Here is an 18,559-nt window from a genome sequence, read left to right on the forward strand (position 1 = left end):
TGAATTTGAGTTCGCGAATAGTTCAAAACGTGTTCGAGAAGAAGGTAAACAATATTATCGCTTTCGCGCGAAGGATAAATCTGTTCGAGTTCTTTTTTTATGTATTTTATTGTAGATTGTATGGTATTTGTTTGATTCATGCTATTTTTGATTTAAGGCAAAGATACAAATCTTCTGAAGTACACAATTGCATATGCTACTATCAATTAATTGGTCGGAATTTTGGGTACACCTTTTTAAGGTATTGGCTATTCTGTATGTCATTACCATTACTTCTACGGTAATTATTGTGATTCTGGAAAATCGCAGTCCCCTTAAAACCATTTCCTGGATTTTAGTGCTGATAACACTGCCTGTTTTTGGCCTGATTACCTATCTGGTTTTTGGTCAGAGTTTTCGAAAGCAGAAGATGTTTAGTCTGAAAGAATTGGGCGACATGAAGTGGCTGCAGGTGATGAGTCAGGATCAGAAACTGAATTTGTACAAAAACCGTTGGCTTAAAGATGAACGAATTCAGGAGAAAAAGAATTTGATGACTCTACTGCTGAACAATTCGAAAGCTTTACTTACTGGGTACAATCGGGTAAAAATATTGAATGATGGAAAGGAAACATTTCCATCTATTTTTAAGGCTTTGAAAAAGGCTAAGGATCACATTCATTTGGAGTATTACATTATTGAAGATGGCGAATTGGCGTCGGAATTGCTATCCCTATTAATGAATAAAGCTCGCGAAGGAGTTGAAGTGAGGGTGATTTACGATGATGTTGGAAGTTGGAAGTTAAGTAAAAAATATGTGGAAGATCTTAAAGAGGCTGGTGTGCAGATTTATGCTTTTTTGCCTGTTCGTTTTCCTATATTAACCAGTCGGGTGAATTATCGAAATCATCGAAAAATAATTGTTATTGATGGGCAAACAGCATTTTTGGGAGGATTGAATTTTGCTGATAGGTATTTGTATGGAATTCCCGAAATAGGAGCTTGGCGCGATACTCATTTAAAAATTGCAGGCGAAGCCGCTTCTAGTTTGCAAATTGTTTTCCTCATCGATTGGTATTTTGTGCGTCAGGAAGTTTTGCTCGATGGAAAATACCTTCCTTACAAAAAAGTGAAGCAAAAATGTTTGTTGCAAGTAACCGCCTCGGGAGCCGATTCCGACTGGGCAAGTATTATGCAAGCTTACTTTTTGGCTATTACTTCTGCAAAAAACAATGTGTACATTTCGTCACCCTACTTTATGCCCAACGGAAGCATTCTGATGGCTTTAAAGACTGCGGCCATGAGTGGTGTGGATGTTCGTATTTTAATTCCTTATAAATCGGATTCTTTCATGACTTATTGGGGAACTCTTTCGTATGTGGAGGAATTGTTGGAGGCAGGAGTGAAGATGTATTTCTACAAAGGTGGATTTAATCACAGTAAAATTATGATGGTAGATGGAATTATGTCGACAGTGGGAACTGCCAATATGGATGTGCGAAGTTTTGAGCAAAATTTTGAGGTGAATGCTTTAATTTACGATGAGGAGACTACTTTGGAATTGAGAGCCCGTTTTCTTGCTGATTTGGAAGATAGCGAAGAGCTGAATCTGTCCCATTGGCAGGAAAGATCGAAAACGCAAAAAATCAAGGAGTCATTAGCGCGTGTGTTTACTCCTTTGCTGTAGTTTCTTTCTGGTATTTTTCAAATAAGAAAAGAATTTGTTTCATTACTTGGTATTCCGATGAATTGGAATTTACTTTCATGTGAGGACCAGCATATTCCATAAATTTTTCTAACTCATCTCCTTCTAAACCGGTGGCATCCGAAACAATATCGGCATTGTATTTCGAATTAATTTTTTTTGTGTTGCTTTCGTTTCGAATTAATTTTGAGATTTTCTTTTTCGATTTTTCCGAATTACTCAACTTACTGTATAGGAAATCTGTTGGTCTAAAAATAGCGTCTACAACTCCCATTTTCTCACTTTTAGCTCGGTATTGGGCAGGAACAATATTGGGTTCTTTGGTGTTGTAAGGAGCTAATTGTTCGGTAATTGTTTTATTAATTGCATCTTTTTCTTCCACTTTTGAGTTGATAAAAGCCTCTTTAAATTCATCCCAAGTTCCCAATGCGTATATATCCACTTCATCTAGTAAATAGGATGTGTCTTCTAATTTAATTTGAAAGAATGGTGGAAACTCGGTATTAAAAATGAAGGGAATTCCCCAATTGAGTCCTTGAAAGCCCAAAGCACTAATTCGAAGCGTATCTCCTTGTTGAATTTGCAGGTGAAAAACACCTAAACTATCGCAAATGGTTCCCTGTCTTGTCCTTTTTATACTAATAGTGGCTAAAGGGATAGGAGCCAGACTTTTCGATTGAATAACCTGTCCAGAGATACTAACAATAGAATCTTGACTTACTCTTTCTGCATTTGAATGCAGTTCGATAGCAAGAAGAAAAAATAGTAAGAAGAATATTTTTACAAGATTCATTTTTTTGTTTTAAAGGCGCAAGCGATTGATGATTTTTTTCGACGTGTCAATCTTAAATCTTTGTTTATTTATTATTTCTGGATTTTGTTTAAATTCTTCGTAAAGTTCTATTATTTTCGTTTGAATAGAAAACTCATTACTTTCAAAAGTAAAATTTGTTTGGCTATTAATAAATGCGGTGAGTTCATCAAGTTTGACGCCTTTTTCGTGCGTTAATTCTGCAATCAACTTCTTGTTGTATTTTTTAGATAGAATTTGCTTATGCAATTCTTGAATTTCTTTGGAGATTACAATTTGTGGAGCTTTCTTTTTTACAATGAGTTTGGAAGCATAATACATAAGGCCTCCTAATAAGTTTGGTGGAGTATTAATAGTAATTTTATCTTTGATATTTTGTATTTCTACTTTAGATAGGGTGAATTTTGTGCTAAGCGTGTCTTTTTTAGGGACTTTTATATGAATAAATTCTTCCTTAAATTCATCCCAGATTCCCAATGCGTAAATATCCACCTCATCTAGTAAATAGGATGTGTCTTCCAGCTTAATTTGAAAAACAGGGGGGAACTCAGTATTAAAAATAAAAGGAATTTCCCAATCGATTCCTTGAAAACCCAAAGCGCTAATTCGAAGCGTATCACCTTGTTGAATTTGCAGGTGAAAAACACCCAGGCTGTCGCAAATTGTTCCTTGTCTTGTTCTATTTATACTGATAGTTGCCAAAGGAATAGGAGTATGGTTTTTTGATTGGAGAATTGTTCCAGATATGCTAATGTTGAGTTTTTGATCAGTATCGTTGGCAATCGTTAATGAGGTAGAATATAGAAGAAAAAGGAGTGAAATAAGGGCTTTAGATGCATACATTATTATAACGAATTTACTCTATTTTAGTCTTGTAAACGTTTTGAATTGAGTTTCTTATTGTATAATCTAAGGTAGTAAGATCTATTTGTGATTCAAGTAATTTATGTTAATTTATATCCTTTCAATATAAATATTCATGGGATAATTACCCTTTTGGGGAATGTGAAAATTTAAACCATAAAAACAAGGGTAAAATATTTGTTCTTTGTTGATTGCCTTTATCTAAGGACGAAGATTGTTGATTATAGGCCCTACAAACTCATTTTCAGTTGTGTCTTTTTTTTCTTGAGGTTCTTCCTGAAGGAATTCCTTATACCTAACTTGAATTTTTTCGATAATGCTTAATTCTGTAGTTTTGTAGGTAAATTGTTCCTTGTTGTTAATGTATTCCATGATATCATCCAGTCGGGGGCCGCTTTCCTTTGTTATATCAGCAATTATTTGCTTGTTGAATTTTTCCTGAAGAATGCTTAGTTGCCAATCTGTGACTTCTATTGGTGTTTTTCTTTCTTTGCGTTTAGCACCAATGGATTTTAACTTGTTAATTCCACCCGTTAAATCAACGCCGACTCCATCTCGTTTTGCTGCAATGGCTTCCTTTTGATCCTGTTTTAAATTTCCAAAATCGAAAGAGGAACTTAGGTCTTCTTCCTCGGATACCTCTTTTTTAATAAAGCCTTTTTTAAAATCGGAATAACTTCCTAAAGAGTAAATACTAACCTCATCAATAAGAATACTTTCTTTTTCTAATTGTATTTCCTGAAAAACCTCATTATCACCATTGGGTGAATTCACGCTTACAACTTGTTCTTTGAAACCAAGAGCAGATATTCTTAACTTCTGGTTGGGATGAACACGTAAATGAAAAAATCCTAAGCTATCACAACTAATTCCCCAGGAGGTTTGAAAAAGATGTACGTTGGCAAAGGAAATACCTTCCAAGGAGTTTTTGCTGATCACTTTTCCGGATACAATGAAAGTGCTGTCTTTTTTTTCCTGTGCAAAAGCTTCGCAAAGAAGAAAGAAGAAAATGAAAAAGAGGAAGAATTTAGTTTTCAAAGTTGTATTTACTGGTTCGGAGCTAAAGATACAGATCAAATTAAATTTGATTGTCGAAGCTAACAATTTTTAACAGACTTTAACCGATATTGATCTCAGAAACTGTTTGTGATCAGAAAAGGAGTATCTATATAAGGGGGTTAAATGCCAAAAAAGGAGAACACTTTCTATGGGTGAATCTCTAATGGACTTATTTAATACTGTCGGGCATTAAGGATATGCTTGTTCCAATGCTATCAGTATAGCTGAAATATTTAAAATCGTAATCGAGAGGATATTCAACTAAAAACTTCTCATGAAGTTGAGCCACCTTACATCCAATGTAATAAGAGCTGGTTTGGTAGCTAAAATTTTGACGATCGTTAATGTAAACCATTAATGCATCTAGTCGTTTTCCGGTTTCTTTTGTGATTTGGCTAACCAAATCTTTATTGAAATTTCCTGTTAGAATTTCCTGCTTGTATTCAGAAATACTCATTGCATAAACCTTTTCTAAGGCTTTTCTTTTTTTCTTATTGTTGTTAAAGCCAAATCCAGCACCAATATTACCGTTACCCATGTTAATACTTGTACCGGAAGAACGCATTTGGTGTGGGAGTTTTAAATCTACAATAACCTCATTGGAATCACGAGCAAATTTATAGCTGACAAAATTTGCTTTAAATTGTGCCCAGGTTCCAGGACGATAAACACTAACCTCTTTAATCATAAAACTAGTACGAGTAAGAGGAATTTCTACAAATTTCTCACTTTCGCTTATTTCTTCGCTACACGTGTAAACTTTTTCCTGAAAGCCCAGAGCCGAAATAATTAAATTTTGCTTTGGATAAACCTGCAGACGGAAGAATCCTAAACTGTCACAAATCACTCCTGTGTAGGAGTTTTCTATGGTTATGTTTGCATAGGCGACTCCTTCCTTGGATTCTGGTTCAATAATTTTTCCTGATAAAATAAATGTTTGGTCTGTTTGGTCTGTTTGTGCTGAGATTTTTATTATTGATAAAAAAAGTAGTGGTAATAATAAAATCTTAGTTTTTAAGTTGTTCACAGAGTATTAATTTTTGGTTATGCAGCAAAGGTATATTTGTTTCCCAAAGACAAATCATTTATTTAGGATTTTTAACACAGTTTAACCCATTTTAAACTGCTTGTATTGTCCTATTTTCCAGTCCAATTAATTATTTCGTTTGTTTTTTCAAAGGGGTTTACTTCTCCGAATAGAATGTCATTTTCCCGTTGATAACACATCATTGGGTGAGTTGTTTCTATTTTATTTTTTGTAATTATGTTAGTCATTATTTTCTGTGCATTATTTCCCCATAAAAACCATATGGTTTCAAGATTAGTTTCTGCTATGTAGGCAAGTAACTCTTGAGTAAAGGGAGCCCAAAGCTTTGCATGTGAATTTGGTTTTCCAATTTCGCAGGTAAAGGCTGTATTCAAGAGAAGTACGTTTTCGTGTTCGGCCCAATATGAAAATAATCTATTAGGAGGCAGTATACTAAAATCTCCTTTCATACAAAGTCGATCTCCTTCGTTAATATGAGGGAGTATTTCTGAATATTTTCGTTCTTCACAAGTTTCAACTTTGTATAAGCAGCGCAGAATATTTTTTAAGGATACATTGCGAAATTTATCGTGCCAGGAATGTAAACCATTTACCTCAAAAGCTCGACCAGTGGCAATTCCTTTTTGTGGGTAAGGATCTTGACCTAAAATAACAACCGGAATTTGATGCAAATCCATTTCTAAAAACCGTAAGACTAGTTGAGGGCTAGGAGTCGACGATTCAATATTGATTTTTTTTTCAATATCCTTAAGCAAATTAATGATTTTATTAGAAAGAAAAGGGATCCAGCTTTTATGGATAGCCACTTGAGAAAGAAAGAAAGACTTAGTCATTTTAACAATTGTTTTTTTGTGATTCAAAAATAAGACAATTGCCTGATTAAATGATTTGAAACTGATAATAAATCGAGTTTTGATAATATGTTCCAACTTTTTGATCATTCAGTCTTTTGACCTTTCGACTTTACTACTTTTTTAAGTAGTTTTGTTACCTAAATTAACCAAAACAGATAAGATACAACAGATTATGTACCAAAATTTGAAAGAAAGCATAGAAGCAGCATGGGAGGATCGCTCACTTTTGAGTACTCCTGAAGTGCAAAAAAACATAGAAGAAGTTATTGAACTTCTTGACAAAGGAATTCTTCGTACAGCCGAACCGCTTGCCAACGGATGGCAGGTTAATGAGTGGGTTAAGAAGGCGGTGATCCTTTATTTCCCTATGAGAAAAATGGAGACCATTGAAGTAGGCCCCTTCGAATTTCACGATAAAATGGCATTGAAAACCAACTATGCAGAATTGGGAGTTCGAGTTGTTCCTCATGCAGTGGCAAGATATGGAGCCTTTATTTCAAAAGATGTGGTAATGATGCCATCTTACGTAAATATTGGTGCTTATGTAGGAGAAGGTACTATGGTAGACACATGGGCAACTGTAGGTTCTTGTGCGCAAATCGGAAAACATGTTCACTTAAGTGGTGGTGTTGGTATTGGTGGTGTTTTGGAACCTATTCAGGCGGCACCAGTAATCATCGAAGACAATTGTTTTATTGGTTCTCGTTGTATTGTTGTAGAGGGTGTTCACTTGGAAAAGGAAGTGGTTTTGGGAGCAAACGTTGTGTTGACCGGATCTACTAAAATTATTGATGTTACTGGTGATGAGCCTGTAGAATTTACAGGTCATATTCCAGCTCGTTCAGTGGTGATTCCAGGAACAAGAGTGAAGAAATTTCCAGCAGGCGAATATCAGGTTCCTTGTGCTTTAATTATTGGAAAAAGGAAGGCTTCTACCAATTTAAAAACTTCTTTGAACGATGCATTGCGCGAGTACAACGTTGCCGTGTAGTTTAAATAAGAATGAAATTATAACAATGAGTAATTGATTCACATCGGTTACTCATTTGTTTCTAGACTATTTTGCTCTAAAATCAACAATTTAGAAATATACTCATTCTCAAAAAACATGAATAACGACATAAATAAAGCTCTTGAAGTACTAAAATCAGGTGGAGTGATTCTCTATCCTACCGATACGATTTGGGGAATTGGCTGCGATGCAACAAATCCTGAAGCAGTAAAAAGAGTTTATGAAATCAAGAATAGGGAAGATTCCAAAGCCATGTTGGTACTAATGGAAAATCCTAATCGCTTGAATTCCTACATAGATGAAGTTCCAGAGATTGCTTGGGATTTGATTGATACTAACGATCAACCCATGACTTTGATTTATCCGGGAGCAAAAAATTTAGCTTCGAATTTAATCAATTCGGATGGAACTATTGGCATTCGAATTACTGAGGAAGAGTTCACTCAAAAATTGATTCAAAGGTTTAAAAAACCGATTGTTTCAACTTCAGCTAATCGCAGTGGTGAAGCTTCTCCAGCTAATTTTTATGAAATTGATGAGCAGATAAAAGAGGCAGTGGATTATATTGTGGAATATCGGCAAGAAGATATGGAAAAAGGCAAAGCTTCTAGTATCATTAAAATTGGTTTAGGGGGAGAAATTCAAATCTTAAGACCCTAGGAATTAAAAATTAACAGAATGGAATTTAAGCATAAAAAGAAAATACAAATTCGCTTCGGTGATATCGATTTAATAGGTCATGCCAATAATGGTGTTCAGTTGAGTTACCTCGATTTGGCGCGTATGGATTACTTTCAGCAATTATATGGTGAGGTGATTGACTGGAACGACTCTGCATTAATCGTAGCTCATCTCGAAATTGATTATTTGTCACCCATCACCTTAACAGATAAGATTGAAGTGCACACAAAAATCTTTCGAATGGGCACAAAAAGTGTCGGAGTTTATCAAAATATCGTAGATCTAAAAACTGGAGAGATCAAAACCAAAACATCGCAGGTAATGGTTGCCTATAGTAAAATATTAGGAGCAAGCATAAATGTGCCTGATATTTTAAAAATTAGAATTCGTGAGTTCGAAAGTGAAGTAGTTGGCTAAAAATCGAATCAGATTTATTCGACATGATTGGAGTAGAAAGGGGATTGTAGAAGAAACTATTCTTCCAAATACATATCAATTAGTCCATCAGGAGTTTCCATAGTGATGGTTTTGTTTTCTTCATCTATTTCAATGAAGTGATCTCCGGCAAAAGGAATCAAAACTTCCTGATCGTTAAGGTTAATGACCAGCACTATATTTCCCGAATAATCTTGAATGTCTTCGATTTCTCCCAGTTTTCCTTTTTCTTCATCAATATAAAGAAACCCGATTAACAAATTAGGATCAAAATCTTCAACTTCTTCATCGAAATCGGGCGCATTTTTCATGGGAATGTAAATGTCACAGCCAATAAATCGTTGTGCTTTGGCTTCGGTATTCATGTCTTCAAGAACAATACGAACCGAGGAATGATTTCGAGGAGTAATTCCCTTTTTAGGAATAAAAAAAGGAACCAGTCCACCGTCGATATCGACAAGAACTGATTCCAATTTATTTTTTTCAAGAAGTTCGCTATTCTTTTTCGCAACCAGTTCGCCTTTAACTCCGTGAGTTTTAGTAAATGTTCCGACCAAGTAACAATCTTCTATTTTAAGCATGCAATCAATATTAAGCTTCAGTTTCTTCTGAACCTTCTTCAGTTTCAGCAGGAGCATTTTTTGCTTCTTCTTCAGCTTTTGCAGCAGCTTCAGCATCAGAAATTCTCTTAGCGATAGCTTCTGCTCTGTCAGCGCTAATTTTAGCTTCAGCTTCTAAACGAGCTTTTGCAGCGTCTTCAGCATTTTTAGAAAGACCATCTTTCTTAGCATTGATTTTAGCTTCTTTTTCTTTTTTCCAAGCTTCGAATTTTACTTCAGCAGCTGCTTCATCAAAAGCACCTTTTTTCACACCTTCAAGCAAGTGTTTTTTCATCATAACACCTTCGTATGATAAAATTGCTCTTGCAGTGTCAGTAGGCTGAGCACCGTTTCCAAGCCAGTTGATAGCTTTGTCAAAATCCAAGTTAATTGTAGCAGGATTGGTGTTTGGATTGTAAGATCCAATACGCTCAATGTATTTACCATCACGTGGTGATCTGCTATCTGCTACCACAATGTGGTAGAATGCGTTTCTTTTACGACCGTGTCTAGCTAGTCTAATTTTTACTGGCATAACTTTATTTTAAAAAATGAATAAGTTGTGGTATACATACCACGATTTATAAGCGCGACAAAGATACCTATTTTATTTCTGATAAAAAATAGCACTACAAGATTATTTTAAAGTCTAACAGTCATATATGTAAGCAGGTAGCACTCAGGCTTTCAGAGATAGTAAGCAGATCTATTTAATTTAGAAAGAATAGTACGTCGATATTTGCTAATTTTGCCTTGCTAAATTCTTTTTGTAAATTCCTTATCTTCACAAACTGCCTCTTTTTTTAAGGCGGAACGATAATAATTCTGATACTGAGATGTTTTTAATATTTGATACCGAGACCACCGGCTTACCTAAAAAATGGAAAGCACCATTAAGTGATTTTGACAATTGGCCACGTATGGTTCAGCTAGCTTGGCAATGTCACGATATAGAAGGTAATTTTTTGTTCGCTAAAAATCATGTGATTACACCAGAAGGATATACCATTCCGGAAGATGTGGTGGCGGTGCATGGTATTTCAACAGAAATAGCTTTGGAAAAAGGAATTTCCCTCCAAGAGGCTCTTCTTGATTTTATGGAAGATGTGAAGAAATCCAAGTATATTATTGGACACAATGTTTCTTTCGATATTAATATTGTAGGCTGTGAACTCTTGCGTTGCGAGATGGATGAACAGATATTGCTTGCTTCTACTGCCCTCGATACCATGACTGGCAGTAAGGAATATTGCGATTTAAAGCGAAAAGGTCAACTTAAAAATCCTACGCTTACCGAACTTCACATGAAGTTGTTTGGTGTTCCCTTTGCCGAAGCTCATAATGCTGCGGCCGATGTGGAAGCTACTTCTCGTTGTTTTCTTGAGTTGATTCGAGTTCAAGGATTAACATCCGACTTTCAGATTATGTCCAACGAAGAAATTCAGGCTTTTATTCAGAACAACCCAAGTCCTATCGATCTGGTGGGAATCAAGTACGAATCTTTTAAGGTTAATACTGCTTTTGATGAAATTTCCATTGAGGAAGAAGAGCGCAAGAGGAAAGAGGCAGTAAAAAATATTTCTCCACAAGCGTTTGTGCATTTACATGTTCACACACAGTTTTCCATTCTTGATGGAGCCGCTAGAACAGGAAGTATTGCTGCCAAAGCGAAAGAAGATGGTATGGCAGCTGCAGCAATAACCGATCACGGCAGTATGTTTGGTGTAAAAGAGTTTCATGTTGCATGTAGTAAAGCAGGAATCAAACCAATACTTGGTGTGGAAGCTTATATGGCAAAACGTGGCCATTTGAGGAAAGAATCTAAAACCGATGCTTCGGGTTATCACATTATTTTACTGGCTAAAAACTATAAAGGATATCAGAATCTCTTGAAATTAATATCCATTGCTCACATCGATGGAATGTACTATAAACCTCGTATTGACAAAGATTTACTGGAAGAATATAACGAAGGACTTATTGTTAGCAGCGCCTGTCTTGGAGGGGAAGTGGCCCAGCACATTATGGCTGGTAATATCAATAAGGCTAAAGAAACAATTCTTTGGTTCAAGGATGTGTTTGATCAGGATTATTATCTAGAGATCATGCGCCACCCCAACAATGATCCGCGTTTGAAGAGCGATGTTTGGGAAAACCAAGTGAGAGTGAATAAGGTCATTCGCCAATTGGGAGCTGAGCTTGGTGTTAAAGTGATTGCTACCAACGATTCGCACTTTGTGAATGCCGAAGATGCCGAAGCTCATGATGTTTTGGTATGCTTAAATACTGGGCGCGATTACGATGATCCCACAAGAATGAGATACACCAAGCAGGAATGGTTCAAAACAACAGAAGAGATGAATGAGCTCTTTGCTGATGTGCCTGATGCTCTTGCTAATACGATGGAAATTGCTGAAAAAATAGAAGCTTTTGAATTGGATGCAAATCCCATTATGCCTTCTTTTACTATTCCTGAAGAGTTTGGAACAATTGAAGACTATAAAAAGAAATACGACGAGTCAGCTCTTATTGAGGAGTTTGAAGAAGAACGCTACGAAAAATTGGGGGGCTACGATAAAGTAATCTCAATTAAGTTAGAGTCAGACTACCTGGAACATTTGGCATTCGAAGGGACTAAAAAACGTTATGGCGAAGTGCCCGAAGATCACGTAATTGAACGCCTAAGATTTGAGTTAAATACCATTAAAACAATGGGTTTCCCTGGTTATTTCCTTATCACTCAAGATTTTATTAATTGGGCGAAAAATAATGGAGTAATTGTAGGCCCAGGACGTGGATCGGCGGCAGGTGCCGTAGTGGCTTATAGCATAGGAATTACCGATGTTGATCCTATTAAATACGATTTGCTGTTTGAGCGTTTTCTAAATCCCGATCGTATTTCAATGCCCGATGTAGATATCGACTTTGATGACGATGGGCGACAAGAAGTATTGGATTATGTAACCGAGAAATATGGACACGATAAAGTAGCTCATATATGTACCTTTGGGAGTATGGCTACCAAAAGCTCCATAAAGGATGTCGCACGTGTATTGCGTTTAGATCTATCGGAAGCTATTCGTCTGACTAAATTGGTGCCCGAAGCGCCTAAAATGAGCTTTAAAAAAGCATATGAAGAAGAACCTGCTCTGCTCGAAGAAAAAGATTCTTCCAATCCTCTTATTGCTCAAACAATTAAATTTGCCGAAGCGTTAGAGGGATCCATAAGACAAACAGGAGTACACGCCTGTGGTATTCTCATTGGAAAGAATCCGCTGGATGAGCATTTGCCTGTAATGCCAACGAAAGGAGAGGAATTATTAACTACTCAATACGATGGTCGTTTTGTGGAAGATATTGGTTTGTTAAAAATGGACTTTTTAGGTCTTAAAACCTTGTCTATCATTAAAGAAGTTCTGGCCAATGTTAAGCTTTCCAGAGGTATTGATATTGATATCAATAATGTAGATCTCGAGAACGAAGAGACTTTTCAACTGTTTAGTCATGGAGAAACAACTGCAATATTCCAGTTTGAGTCGCCAGGAATGAAAAAGCATCTTCGTGCACTAAAACCAAATCGTTTTGAAGATTTGGTTGCCATGAATGCTTTGTATCGACCAGGACCTATGGAATATATTCCTTCTTTCATTAAACGTAAGAATGGGGAGGAGGAGATTGCATACGATCATCCAATTATGGAAGATTATCTGAAAGATACCTATGGTATTACGGTTTATCAGGAGCAAGTTATGCTTCAATCTCGTGCCTTAGGAGGATTTACCCGAGGCATGTCGGATACCTTGCGTAAGGCGATGGGAAAAAAGCAGATTGCCATGATGGATAAGCTTAAGGTGGAGTTTATCAATGGTTGTCACGACAATCCTAAGTTTATGGAAGGTGTTGGCAATGATAATGTGAAGGCTGATAAGCTGATTGAAAAAATATGGTCGGATTGGGAGGCATTTGCTAAATATGCGTTCAATAAGTCTCACTCGGTTTGCTACGCTTACATTGCCTACCAAACGGGTTTCCTCAAAGCACATTATCCTGCTGAATTTATGGCGGCAGTGCTTAGTCGTAACTTATCCGATATCGCGAAAGTAACTATTTTTATGGATGAGTGCAGGCGTATGGAGATGCCTGTTTTAGGTCCCGATGTGAATGAATCTTATGCGCGTTTTACCGTAAACAAAGAAGGGGCAATTCGTTTTGGAATGGCAGCGGTTAAAGGTGTAGGAGAGCAGGCGGTGAATGATATTATCGAAGAAAGAAAAAAAGGCCCATTCAAAGATATTTTTGATTTTGTTGAGCGTGTTAACTTACGGTCGGTAAACAAGAGAACACTTGAAAATCTTGCTATGTCGGGAGGTTTCGATAGCTTCGGATTAAAACGAAGTCAGTATTTTCATCCAGATGAAAACGATGTGACCTTTATGGAATGTTTGGTGAGATATGGGAATAAATTGCAAGCTGAGAAGAACAACTCGCAACAAACTTTATTTGGTGATGTTGACGATTATGTGGTAACACCTCCAAAAGTTCCTGAATGTGCTGAGTGGAACAAGCTGGAAAGTTTGAATAAGGAGAAAGAATTAATCGGAATTTATCTGTCAGCTCATCCACTTGATGATTACAGAATGGAGATTGATTCCTTTTGTAATGCTACCTTAACACAATTGTCATCAGAGTTGGCAAGTTTTAAAGATAAGGATATTAACATTGCAGGAATGGTAACTGCCATTCGTCGGGGAACAACAAAAAATGGCAATCCTTTTGCAATTGTTAACATTGAAGATTTCACAGGTTCGTTTGAAATGGCTTTCTTTGCTAAAGATTTCGTAGAATACAGTAATTATTTTATCGAAGGTTTATCGATATTTATAAATGGGAGAGTTCAAACCAGAAGTTGGCCAAGAGATTCAACCGAATTAGAGTACAAAATAAAAGGGATCAACTTGCTTTCCGAGGTAATGGAGAAACGAGTGAAAGAGGTTACTATTAAGATTCCGGTAAGTAGCCTTACCAATGAATTAGTTACAGAAATGGCTAGTTGTATGGAGGAAAGTAAAGGGAATTTGAAGGTAAATTTTGTAATTTCCGATGAGAGAAATGTGAGAGTAAAAATGTTCTCAAGAACTTGTAGGGTAAACCTTTCTAGTGAATTGATAGAATATTTCAAAAATAATTCTGATATTGAATTCAAAATTAATTAACTTGCACGAGTTAATGATAAAAAAATAAAAAACTTAAAAATAGATTACCATGACAATTGCAGTAAACGATACTAATTTCGAGGAAGTTGTGTTGAAATCAGATAAACCTGTATTGGTTGATTTCTGGGCAGAATGGTGTGGTCCATGTAGAATGGTTGGCCCAATTGTAGATGAATTATCTACTGATTATGATGGGAAAGTTGTTGTTACAAAAATGGATGTTGATAGTTGCCCTGCTACTTCTGCAAAATATGGAATTCGTAACATTCCTACCATCCTTTTCTTTAAAGGTGGCGAAATTGTTGACAAACAAGTTGGAGCAGTTCCAAAATCAAGTTTGGCTGAAAAAATTGATTCTTTACTATAAGAATTAATATCAAGATATTTGGGCATAGAGAGTCTCTTTCTATGCCCTTTTTCGTTTCTTATTTTTTAAACTAATTCAGGTTGAAGCAACTTGCAGATCTCATACAATTTGAAGAATTCGATCATCTGGAGCTATTGGCTAAACAGATAGTCGAAGGATTTTTAATTGGCTTGCACCGAAGTCCCTACCATGGATTTTCGGTTGAATTTGCCGAGCATCGACTTTATAATAAAGGAGAATCCACCAAACATATCGATTGGAAATTGTATGCGCGTAGCGATAAGCTATTCGTTAAACAATTCGAGGAAGAGACAAATTTAAGAGCTCATATTGTTTTGGATACCTCCTCTTCCATGTTATTCCCTTACGAGCAAAATCATCAAACCAAATTAGGCTATTCGGTGCTTTGTGCTGCAGCTTTGGTTCATCTTTTGCGGAAACAGCGAGATGCAGTGGGTTTGTGCACTTTTTCCAATGTCATTGATATTCTCACACCTGCTAAATTGTCTTCTGTTCATGCACAGTTAATTTATGCTCACCTCACAAAAGTTTATCATCAGGAGGGAATTGCTACAAATCGGGAAACCAAAATTTCAGATACTCTGCATATTTTGGCAGAAAGTCTTCATAAGCGTTCTTTAGTGATTGTATTTTCCGATTTTATGGGTGGGGAAAGTCCTCGGAAAATTGTAGAATCTTTGCAGCATTTGCGTTTTAATAAGCACGAAGTATTGTTGTTTTCCATTCGTGACATGGAGTTCGAAAATGAATTTAATTTCGCCAATCGTCCCAGTGAGTTTATCGATTTGGAAAGTGGCGAGAGTATTAAATTAAACCCTTTGAATATTAGGGAACAGTACATTCGAAAACAGAAAAATTTTTTTAACGAATTGAAATTATTATGCGGACAGTTATCCATTGATTACTTCGAGGCTGATATTCGTGAAGAGTTTCATTCGGTTCTTCAAGCTTATTTGTTGAAGCGAAAAAAAATGATGTAAATCATTCCTCCCAAATCCTTGTGTAGACTGAAAAGTCCACTTTCTTTTTATTTGAAACTGCTTATTAGTCGACAAATAATTTTCATCTTCGATGGCTTTAGGTTATTTTTATAGTATGTCGTATCCTTTTTTAGGCTGCTTACATCTATTGTTGATACTAAGCTAGGTGATAGAAAATGAAAATTTCGAGCTTTCTTTTACTGTTAATTTTTCTGTTTGCTTGTGAACCAAAAAGTGAGCAGTTGACAGGTTATGAGGAAACGGAACGTACTGATGGAGTTCATAAACAGTACGATGAATCGAATCGATTATCAAGCGAAGTTACTTTCCAAAATGGTGTGAAAAATGGAGTTTGCAAAATTTACTATTCCTCAGGCGAATTAAGCGATGAGATTATGTACGTGGATGATGAAAAGCATGGTTTTGCTAAAAAATTTTATAAAAACGGAAAATTGTACAGTTTAACTCCTTATCACAAAGGTGAGAAGGACGGTGTTCAGTTAAAATACTATCCCAATGGCAAGCTTTGGGCAGAAACGCCCTATCGACAGGGACAAGCAGGAATTGGCTTACAAGAGTACAAGCGAGATGGTAGCTTGCGAATCCTATATCCAAATATAGAAGTACAGAAATTTATAAAGGATGATTTTATTGTTTTGATGCTTTCTCTTAGTAATTATTCTAAGAATGTGATTTTTTATTTGACTGATTTAATGGATGATCAATACATTCCCTTTCGGGTTGAAGCTCATTATTCCAAAAGCGGATCGGTTCGAATTGAAATTCCTTACACTCATGGACTTGTTCTGGATACTACACTTAATATTGTGGCTAAGTATCAAACTCAGGATTATAATATTTATGTTTCGCAGAGAAAGTATCAGGTGATTCTGAATCATTAGCTATTCGGTAAATGAGAGTACTGAATATATGGGATAATGATCCGAGTGTCGTTTTTTGATTCGATTGTATTTAAGACATTCTATCTTTTCATCGTGCAGAATGTAATCTATTCTGAAGGAAGGGAAATCGCCCACATAGGTAGTGCTGATACCAATTCCCTGTTCTTTAAAACAATCCTTAAAATCGTCTAGTAAGTAAGCATAAGTAAAAGATTGTGGTGTATCGTTAAAATCCCCACAAACAATTGTAGGATAAGGCGATTTATCAATGTGAGCACGAATAATTTGCGCTTGTTTTGCTCTGCGGATAAATGCGTAACGCAAGCGAAACGAAATGTCTTTGATCTCATCTAACTCCTGCTCGTCGCCCTTGAATTTCTTTTTATTAATGAATTGATAATTTTTACCTACAAAGCGATTCGATTCCAGGTGAAGATTGTACACTCTAAGCATTTTTTTTCCTATTTGAATGTCTGTAAAAATTGCAGAACACAAATTGCCTTTATCAAACTCAATCTCTCCATGATGTGTAATCGGATAGCGAGAAAATATAGCATTTCCATTTTCATGCTTGCTCCGAAAGGAATATTTAGTATTTAATTCCTTTTTTAGATTATAGGTAGAGAGTAATCCAGATGAAGTAGTTCTAAATTCCTGAAAACAAATAATTTCCGATTTAGAATTTTTAGCCAGTTGAACAATGTGTTTTGGCGTATTTACATCTTTAGTCCATTGGTAATGATCAAAGGATCTAACATTATAACTGAGTACACCAATTGTATTTTCCTTTTCCAATGGATCTTTGGTAGAGGAAAATTGAATAAAATTCGATAAGGATTGATAACCAATTACTATGGCGATAAGCGGCAGTAGAAAACTCCATCTTTTTCTAAAAATCCAATACACTACAAATAATATATTAACAGCAAGTATGTATGGATAAGCCAATCCCCAAAAGGCTGGCAGCCAAAAATTACTTGGGTTAATATGGGCGGCCAAATAGGAAAATAGAAGCGAGCCTGAAAATATCAAGCTAAATACGACTAGGGATTTGTGCAGAAAATTCTTCAAACTATTATTTCTGATTACTGTTTTTAAAAAGGATTTCTTTTTCTTCTTTGCTAAGGCTATCGTAGCCTGATTTGGCTATTTTTTCAAGAATCTGGTCCAAATGTTCCTGTTTTTTTTTCTTGTTTTTATTGTATTCCTTATCATCCATATTGGTGGTTTTTTTATAGCTCACTTTCATTTTGCGAGTTTTAAACAATCCCAAAAAAGAATCGAAGAGAGAGGTAAAAGCAGAAGAAATGTCTTTTCCATTCCGTAGCTGATTGATGAAAAGCCAGCCATAAAAAGCGCCTCCCAAATGAGCAATATGACCACCTGCATTTCCCATTGGAATGCTTAAAATATCGGTAGCAATAAAAAATAAGGCGATGTATTTAATTTTCACATCTCCGATAAACATAAGGCGAACAGAATGGTTTGGGGCATAGGCTACTGTTGCAAAAACAATTCCCATTACCGATGCCGATGCTCCCAAAGCATAAGATCCAAATCGAGCACTTTCGAATACGGGGAATAAGTTGTAAGCAAAAATGTAGGTAGCGGCACCAGTTAAACCACCTAAAATATATATGCTTACCAGCTTTTTTTGATCAAGATAGCTTAGGAAAATACGACCAAACCAAAACAACCAAAGCATATTCATAAGGATATGTAGAAATGCTTCATGCAAAAACATATAGCTAAATATTGTCCACGGTCTACTTAAAAGAGCACTTGTTTCTGCAGGTACCGATAACCAGTAAACAAGAAAAGGAACTTGAGCGCTTTCAAGATTAAAAAGAAAACTTAATACGCCTACAATTTTAACCAATAGAAATACAGCAAAATTGACGTAAATCAGTTTGGTTAAATTACTTCCTTCTTTAAACGAGTCTTTAATTCCGTCCCAAATGTTTTGATGGGAGTAAGACTGATATGGATTGTTGAAATTCATGCTCATGAAAACTCAAACATTTAACTA

At 36.0% G+C, this 18,559-nt stretch carries 17 protein-coding genes; 8 read left to right on the plus strand and 9 right to left on the minus strand.

Going from position 1 to position 18,559, the window contains the following annotated elements:
* Positions 1-193 precede the first annotated feature (193 nt).
* Positions 194-1,666 (plus strand): cardiolipin synthase, encoded by a 1,473-nt coding sequence (gene cls, locus ABYT26_RS13545; RefSeq protein WP_372754776.1) that lies wholly within the window; start codon positions 194-196, stop codon positions 1,664-1,666.
* Here cls and ABYT26_RS13550 read toward each other — a convergent pair.
* From ABYT26_RS13550 to ABYT26_RS13570, 5 genes are all read right to left on the minus strand, one after another.
* The gene (locus ABYT26_RS13550; RefSeq protein WP_372754778.1) at positions 1,650-2,477 is read right to left on the minus strand and encodes a carboxypeptidase-like regulatory domain-containing protein; all 828 of its coding nucleotides are present in this window, start codon (positions 2,475-2,477) and stop codon (positions 1,650-1,652) included. The genes cls and ABYT26_RS13550 overlap by 17 nt on opposite strands.
* A gap of 9 nt (positions 2,478-2,486) precedes the next feature.
* Positions 2,487-3,338, minus strand: coding sequence for a carboxypeptidase-like regulatory domain-containing protein (locus ABYT26_RS13555; protein WP_372754780.1), 852 nt, complete (start codon positions 3,336-3,338; stop codon positions 2,487-2,489).
* Positions 3,339-3,560: 222 nt separating this feature from the next.
* Entirely contained in the window at positions 3,561-4,397 is an 837-nt protein-coding gene (locus ABYT26_RS13560) for a carboxypeptidase-like regulatory domain-containing protein (RefSeq protein ID WP_372754782.1), read from the minus strand.
* A 190-nt stretch (positions 4,398-4,587) separates the two neighbouring features.
* Complete coding sequence (locus ABYT26_RS13565; RefSeq protein ID WP_372754784.1) at positions 4,588-5,445, minus strand: carboxypeptidase-like regulatory domain-containing protein; 858 nt, start codon at positions 5,443-5,445, stop codon at positions 4,588-4,590.
* 110 nt (positions 5,446-5,555) lie between these two features.
* Positions 5,556-6,299: a uracil-DNA glycosylase gene (locus tag ABYT26_RS13570; RefSeq protein WP_372754786.1), complete on the minus strand. Its 744-nt coding sequence runs from the start codon at positions 6,297-6,299 to the stop codon at positions 5,556-5,558.
* Positions 6,300-6,492: 193 nt separating this feature from the next.
* Here ABYT26_RS13570 and ABYT26_RS13575 point away from each other — a divergent pair, with 193 nt between their 5' ends.
* The 3 genes from ABYT26_RS13575 (at position 6,493) to ABYT26_RS13585 (ending at position 8,430) form a co-directional block, all read left to right on the plus strand.
* Positions 6,493-7,311, plus strand: a complete 819-nt coding sequence (locus ABYT26_RS13575) for a 2,3,4,5-tetrahydropyridine-2,6-dicarboxylate N-succinyltransferase (protein WP_372754788.1) — start codon at positions 6,493-6,495, stop codon at positions 7,309-7,311.
* A 117-nt stretch (positions 7,312-7,428) separates the two neighbouring features.
* Positions 7,429-7,992 (plus strand): L-threonylcarbamoyladenylate synthase, encoded by a 564-nt coding sequence (locus ABYT26_RS13580; RefSeq protein WP_372754790.1) that lies wholly within the window; start codon positions 7,429-7,431, stop codon positions 7,990-7,992.
* An 18-nt stretch (positions 7,993-8,010) separates the two neighbouring features.
* Positions 8,011-8,430 (plus strand): acyl-CoA thioesterase, encoded by a 420-nt coding sequence (locus ABYT26_RS13585; protein ID WP_372754792.1) that lies wholly within the window; start codon positions 8,011-8,013, stop codon positions 8,428-8,430.
* 56 nt (positions 8,431-8,486) lie between these two features.
* On the opposite strand, the gene rimM is transcribed toward ABYT26_RS13585, so the two are convergent.
* On the minus strand, positions 8,487-9,029 hold the full coding sequence (gene rimM, locus ABYT26_RS13590) for a ribosome maturation factor RimM (protein ID WP_372754794.1): 543 nt from the start codon (positions 9,027-9,029) through the stop codon (positions 8,487-8,489).
* Between the two features lie 10 nt (positions 9,030-9,039).
* On the minus strand, positions 9,040-9,582 hold the full coding sequence (locus ABYT26_RS13595; protein ID WP_372754796.1) for a 30S ribosomal protein S16: 543 nt from the start codon (positions 9,580-9,582) through the stop codon (positions 9,040-9,042).
* A gap of 301 nt (positions 9,583-9,883) precedes the next feature.
* Between ABYT26_RS13595 and dnaE the strand changes: the two genes are divergently transcribed.
* The 4 genes from dnaE to ABYT26_RS13615 all read left to right on the plus strand — a co-directional run bounded on the left by dnaE (position 9,884) and on the right by ABYT26_RS13615 (position 16,530).
* Positions 9,884-14,260: a DNA polymerase III subunit alpha gene (gene dnaE / locus ABYT26_RS13600; RefSeq protein ID WP_372754798.1), complete on the plus strand. Its 4,377-nt coding sequence runs from the start codon at positions 9,884-9,886 to the stop codon at positions 14,258-14,260.
* Between the two features lie 49 nt (positions 14,261-14,309).
* Complete coding sequence (gene trxA / locus ABYT26_RS13605; protein ID WP_372754800.1) at positions 14,310-14,627, plus strand: thioredoxin; 318 nt, start codon at positions 14,310-14,312, stop codon at positions 14,625-14,627.
* Between the two features lie 80 nt (positions 14,628-14,707).
* On the plus strand, positions 14,708-15,628 hold the full coding sequence (locus ABYT26_RS13610; RefSeq protein WP_372754802.1) for a DUF58 domain-containing protein: 921 nt from the start codon (positions 14,708-14,710) through the stop codon (positions 15,626-15,628).
* 176 nt (positions 15,629-15,804) lie between these two features.
* On the plus strand, positions 15,805-16,530 hold the full coding sequence (locus ABYT26_RS13615) for a toxin-antitoxin system YwqK family antitoxin (RefSeq protein WP_372754804.1): 726 nt from the start codon (positions 15,805-15,807) through the stop codon (positions 16,528-16,530).
* Here the strand turns inward: ABYT26_RS13615 and ABYT26_RS13620 are convergent, their stop codons facing one another.
* Together ABYT26_RS13620 and ABYT26_RS13625 are read right to left on the minus strand one after the other, a co-directional pair.
* A complete protein-coding gene (locus ABYT26_RS13620) occupies positions 16,531-17,601 on the minus strand; it encodes an endonuclease/exonuclease/phosphatase family protein (RefSeq protein WP_372754806.1) in 1,071 nt (356 codons plus the stop codon).
* A 4-nt stretch (positions 17,602-17,605) separates the two neighbouring features.
* The gene (locus tag ABYT26_RS13625; RefSeq protein WP_372754808.1) at positions 17,606-18,538 is read right to left on the minus strand and encodes a rhomboid family intramembrane serine protease; all 933 of its coding nucleotides are present in this window, start codon (positions 18,536-18,538) and stop codon (positions 17,606-17,608) included.
* Between the last annotated feature and the right edge of the window lie 21 nt (positions 18,539-18,559).

This window comes from Labilibaculum sp., from assembly GCF_041595635.1.
Classification (GTDB): domain Bacteria; phylum Bacteroidota; class Bacteroidia; order Bacteroidales; family Marinifilaceae; genus Labilibaculum.

What these genes read in the sequence shown, in the direction of transcription:
- cls (WP_372754776.1), top strand. Translation starts at nt 194, where the DNA reads ATGCTACTATCAATTAATTGGTCGGAATTTTGGGTACACCTTTTTAAG.
- ABYT26_RS13550 (WP_372754778.1), bottom strand. Translation starts at nt 2,477, where the DNA reads ATGAATCTTGTAAAAATATTCTTCTTACTATTTTTTCTTCTTGCTATC.
- ABYT26_RS13555 (WP_372754780.1), bottom strand. Translation starts at nt 3,338, where the DNA reads ATGTATGCATCTAAAGCCCTTATTTCACTCCTTTTTCTTCTATATTCT.
- ABYT26_RS13570 (WP_372754786.1), bottom strand. Translation starts at nt 6,299, where the DNA reads ATGACTAAGTCTTTCTTTCTTTCTCAAGTGGCTATCCATAAAAGCTGG.
- ABYT26_RS13575 (WP_372754788.1), top strand. Translation starts at nt 6,493, where the DNA reads ATGTACCAAAATTTGAAAGAAAGCATAGAAGCAGCATGGGAGGATCGC.
- ABYT26_RS13580 (WP_372754790.1), top strand. Translation starts at nt 7,429, where the DNA reads ATGAATAACGACATAAATAAAGCTCTTGAAGTACTAAAATCAGGTGGA.
- ABYT26_RS13585 (WP_372754792.1), top strand. Translation starts at nt 8,011, where the DNA reads ATGGAATTTAAGCATAAAAAGAAAATACAAATTCGCTTCGGTGATATC.
- rimM (WP_372754794.1), bottom strand. Translation starts at nt 9,029, where the DNA reads ATGCTTAAAATAGAAGATTGTTACTTGGTCGGAACATTTACTAAAACT.
- ABYT26_RS13595 (WP_372754796.1), bottom strand. Translation starts at nt 9,582, where the DNA reads ATGCCAGTAAAAATTAGACTAGCTAGACACGGTCGTAAAAGAAACGCA.
- dnaE (WP_372754798.1), top strand. Translation starts at nt 9,884, where the DNA reads ATGTTTTTAATATTTGATACCGAGACCACCGGCTTACCTAAAAAATGG.
- trxA (WP_372754800.1), top strand. Translation starts at nt 14,310, where the DNA reads ATGACAATTGCAGTAAACGATACTAATTTCGAGGAAGTTGTGTTGAAA.
- ABYT26_RS13615 (WP_372754804.1), top strand. Translation starts at nt 15,805, where the DNA reads ATGAAAATTTCGAGCTTTCTTTTACTGTTAATTTTTCTGTTTGCTTGT.
- ABYT26_RS13625 (WP_372754808.1), bottom strand. Translation starts at nt 18,538, where the DNA reads ATGAGCATGAATTTCAACAATCCATATCAGTCTTACTCCCATCAAAAC.